The sequence below is a fragment of the Treponema sp. R6D11 genome (assembly GCF_054786075.1).
Genome location: NZ_BDHD01000658.1, coordinates 1 through 646, shown reverse-complemented (window position 1 = coordinate 646; position 646 = coordinate 1). Strand labels below are relative to the sequence as shown.

Here is a 646-nt window from a genome sequence, read left to right as displayed (position 1 = left end):
TATATCGGCGTTGGATTCAATCTGCCCATCTCAGGCGGAACGCCGTTATCCCGGTCCTTTAATTGATTACAGTTATCCGCGAGGCGGGCAGAAAAGGGTTATTATTCAGCCGGGCAATATTAATGTTACGATACGCGAAAATGACGCCCAAGCTTCGCAGGTTTTTATTGAGCGTGAATTTCAGCTTCTTCAAAATTATGTTAATTCGCAAAAATGGCAGGAAGCGTGGATTCGCTATTACAAGTCTATTTACCGCGATTCTTACGACAGAATTGCAAACATCGCTTCCGTTATTGTGCGCAGTTGGGGCGGTCCGCCCTCATCGGGAGACGCGGAAAGACGCGCGTTTGCACAGAGAGCCTTAAAACTTGTACAAGGTTACAAATACGAAAGAACCCAAAAAGGGAGCGATTTTTTAAATCTTGTAACAGCCATTACCGAGAGCAGGGGAGACTGCGATAGCAGAGCCATGATCTGCGCTATTTTGCTGTCAAAGGCGGATATACGCGCAGCAATGATGATTTCACGCCAATACAGTCATGCTATGGGGCTTGTCGATGTTAACGGAGATGGTGCGCGTTTTGAATCTTACGGAACAAAGTGGCTTGTGGCGGAAACTACGGCTGATGTCGATATTGGATTGATA

Annotated in this window: 1 pseudogene; it reads left to right on the top strand. The window is 46.4% G+C overall.

Annotated features, from left to right (window positions below):
* Positions 1–10: 10 nt before the first annotated feature.
* Positions 11–646 (top strand): annotated as a pseudogene (locus ACYVTD_RS15325) (hypothetical protein); the annotation flags it as partial.